This window comes from Microcella sp., from assembly GCF_033763155.1.
GTDB lineage: Bacteria > Actinomycetota > Actinomycetes > Actinomycetales > Microbacteriaceae > Microcella.
Window position 1 is genome coordinate 1 of the sequence record NZ_JANRKZ010000163.1, and the last position, 2,917, is coordinate 2,917.

At 65.2% G+C, this 2,917-nt stretch carries 4 protein-coding genes; 1 reads left to right on the plus strand and 3 read right to left on the minus strand.

Annotation, left to right across the window (positions count from 1 at the left end):
- The 3 genes from SFU54_RS06895 to SFU54_RS06905 form a co-directional block, all read right to left on the minus strand.
- On the minus strand, positions 1 to 998 hold a 998-nt coding region (locus SFU54_RS06895), incomplete at its 3' end, for a hypothetical protein (protein ID WP_319015550.1).
- Positions 995 to 1,216 (minus strand): helix-turn-helix transcriptional regulator, encoded by a 222-nt coding sequence (locus SFU54_RS06900; RefSeq protein WP_319015551.1) that lies wholly within the window; start codon positions 1,214 to 1,216, stop codon positions 995 to 997. The genes SFU54_RS06895 and SFU54_RS06900, both read right to left, overlap by 4 nt.
- Positions 1,216 to 1,692: a DUF2975 domain-containing protein gene (locus SFU54_RS06905; protein ID WP_319015552.1), complete on the minus strand. Its 477-nt coding sequence runs from the start codon at positions 1,690 to 1,692 to the stop codon at positions 1,216 to 1,218. Before SFU54_RS06905 ends, SFU54_RS06900 begins: the two co-directional genes overlap by 1 nt.
- A gap of 266 nt (positions 1,693 to 1,958) precedes the next feature.
- On the opposite strand from SFU54_RS06905, the gene SFU54_RS06910 reads away from it, so the two are divergent.
- A partial coding sequence (locus SFU54_RS06910; RefSeq protein ID WP_319015553.1) for a hypothetical protein occupies positions 1,959 to 2,917 on the plus strand: 959 nt, incomplete at its 3' end.

Sequence of the window (2,917 nt, forward strand, 5' to 3'; positions counted from 1 at the left end):
AGCCCGCGCAGGGCGTGGCGCGCCGTGCGACTCGCCACGGCACCCACGCCGAGCAGGGTTGCGCTGAGCTCGAGCCAGCGAGGGCTGCCGACCGGCGGCAGATCCATCGCCAGACTGATCAGCAGCGCGAGCGAGAAGAGCTGCACGACCACGAGCAGGGCGCGTTCGACGCGCGCATCCGCCCCCCGACGTCGCTCGAGCACCCTCGCGGCCTCGATGAGACCGAGTGCCGCTGCCGCCGAGCCGAGCGGCCCCCACAACGCAATCGTCGAGGTGGCCAACGCCGCACTGGCGAACAGCGGAACGAGGGGGAGGGTGAGGGTGCCGGTGAGCATCCACGACCAAATGCCCGTGCGCACGCCGAGAAGCACGGCGAGTGACCCACCCAGAAGGGCGCCGAGTGTTGCGCCCGCCCACGGCCCGGCACCCGCGGGCGCGAGTTCGCCGAGCGCGGCGACCGACAGCGCCACGAACACGACGCCCAAGGCACCGATGCACTCGGCCGAAACGCGCAGGGCGCGACGCATGAGCACGGGCGCCGACGCGCTGAAGAGAACGGCGGCGCCAGCCAGCACCGCCGCGCGAGCAATCGGGTCGGTCAGGTCGGGGTTCAGAAAGGTAAAGACGAGTGCGGCGGTTGCCATGAGCCCGGCGCCGGCGACCGCGAGTACCGACTGCAGGGTTGTGCTCGCTCGAGCCGGCGTCGCGGCAACGACTGTCGGCGCGGGCGGCGCACTCACCGGCGTCGTGGGGCGATGCGGCGCAACCGCCTGCTTCGGGATGCGCGAGACAACCGTTTCGAGGGTGGCGAGCGCCGCTGCGGCAGCTGACGCGGCCTGCCAGACCGCGGTTCCCGTGTCGCCTCGAAGGTCGGCGCCGCAGGTGGAGCACAGTCCGTCGCGCAGCGCTCGGCCACACACCGGGCACCGCGTGGCGTCGCGCAACTGGTCGACGACCGTGGCGCTCCAGTGTGTCGAGCGCGTGACCGGCGCGCTCATGCGTCAGCCTCCTCATCGGGTGCCCAGACCAAGATGTCGCCCGGCTGACACTCGAGCACACGGCAAATGGCCTCGAGGGTCGAGAAACGCACGGCCTTGGCGCGACCGTTTTTCAGCACCGCCACATTGGCGGGTGTGATGTCAATGGCGGCGGCAAACTCGCCCACCGACATCTTTTTCTGGGCCAACAGCACGTCGATATTGATGATGATTGGCATCAGACGACCTCAGCCAAGTCGCTCTCGAGTTGCGTGGCCTTGCGCAACAGGCCGCGCAACACCACCACGAGCAACGCCAGCATGCTGCCGACAACGACGCCGAGCACGCCGAGCAGGGCAAGTGACGGCGTTGCAGCCCCGGCATTCGTGATCACCACAAGCGAGCCGAGCACCACGACCGTCGCCACGACGATCGCCGCGAGGATCACGTCGACATAGCGAAAGGCGCGAGCGTTGAAGATGACGCCCTCGCGCGTGAGGGTCAGCAGGCGCCACACGCACCCGAGTGCGGTCTGGAGGCACAGCACGAACACCGCGGCGGCGATCACCCCGGGCCACTGCAAAAAGGCCAGCGGAGGGATGCGGTCGGCCATTTGGCTCGCGATCGCGGGCACAACGGCCACTTGACACAGCAGCAAAAGGGCCAGAAGCAGCCCGATGAGAGCCTTGAGCGAGACGATGGTGATCCGGTTCATCACGTTCCTATCGATTGTCGGGCGATATCTATCGACAAACGATACATCACACGGGAACGTCAGCGGCCTTCAGCGGCCTGTGAGACGAAGGTCACTCGCCAGAGTGATTCCCGTTCACCACAAGGCCCCTGAAGAGGGGGTGCCGAAAACTACCGCTCTGCGCGAAAACCTGGGATTCTGATGTGTCTATCTTTGGGGTGAACCATGCCCTTGATGCGACATTCCGACCACCCATCGGAAAAGCCTCAACCCGAATGAGAGTTGCCATGTCCCTGTTGCAGTCGTCGCAGCCCGTTGCCCGTCGCTCCCGGCGGTTCGCAGCGGTCATGGCCGTTGTTGCTGTCGTCGCTTCTCTCGTCACGCCGTTGGGCACGGCCTTGCCCGCTCAGGCGGCCACGAACTCGCTCACCATCACTCCCATTGAGTGGAACGTGGTCGGTCTCGACAGCAATGACGTGACCGTCGGTCCGAACCAGTACTCGATCGGCGCCCGCATCTGCAACATCACCGCGGTGCCGGTCAACAACATCACGGCCGCTTGGCAGTGGAATTCGACCAACGCGAACATCAACATCGACGGCACGCTCTCGAAGTCGATCACGTCGCTCGCGGCGAACACCTGTGTCAACAAGTGGTGGACAGTCGAAATCACGCGCACCACAGCCGCGTGGAACACCACGCGGAGTTTCCAAATTTCTGCGAGTGCGTTCGACGTGGTCACGGTCAGCACTCCCGCGGCACGCGAAATCTATGTCGAGAAGCTCATCTCGCAGAACCGCAACGACACTCGTTCGCTCACCGGCCCCACCAATGTGTTTGTGGGGGACGTCGTGACGTACGTGATGAACGGCTTCACCGCGACGAACGGTTACGAGCAGCTCTCGGCCGGCCCCACGCTCGACGGAAGCATCTTCGACATCATCTCGGTGTCGGCGGTCTATGACGTACCGACAGGCGCCACCAACACTTTCTATTACGCCAACGCCTGTGGGTGGGACCCCGTTGTCGGTAGCGCGACCTATCGATCGTGCATCGGTCCGGATGGATACACGGGCGGTAAAGCTGGTGGTGACCCCATCTCGGTGACCGTGACGGCACGCGTCGTTGCTACCGGCTCGGGCATTGTCTCGGGAAACATTTACGACTACTCGGGTTCCTCCTACCACTACAACAAGGGCGGCGCCACGATCTCGGTGACCTCGAGCAATCCCACGGGCTCGTTCTC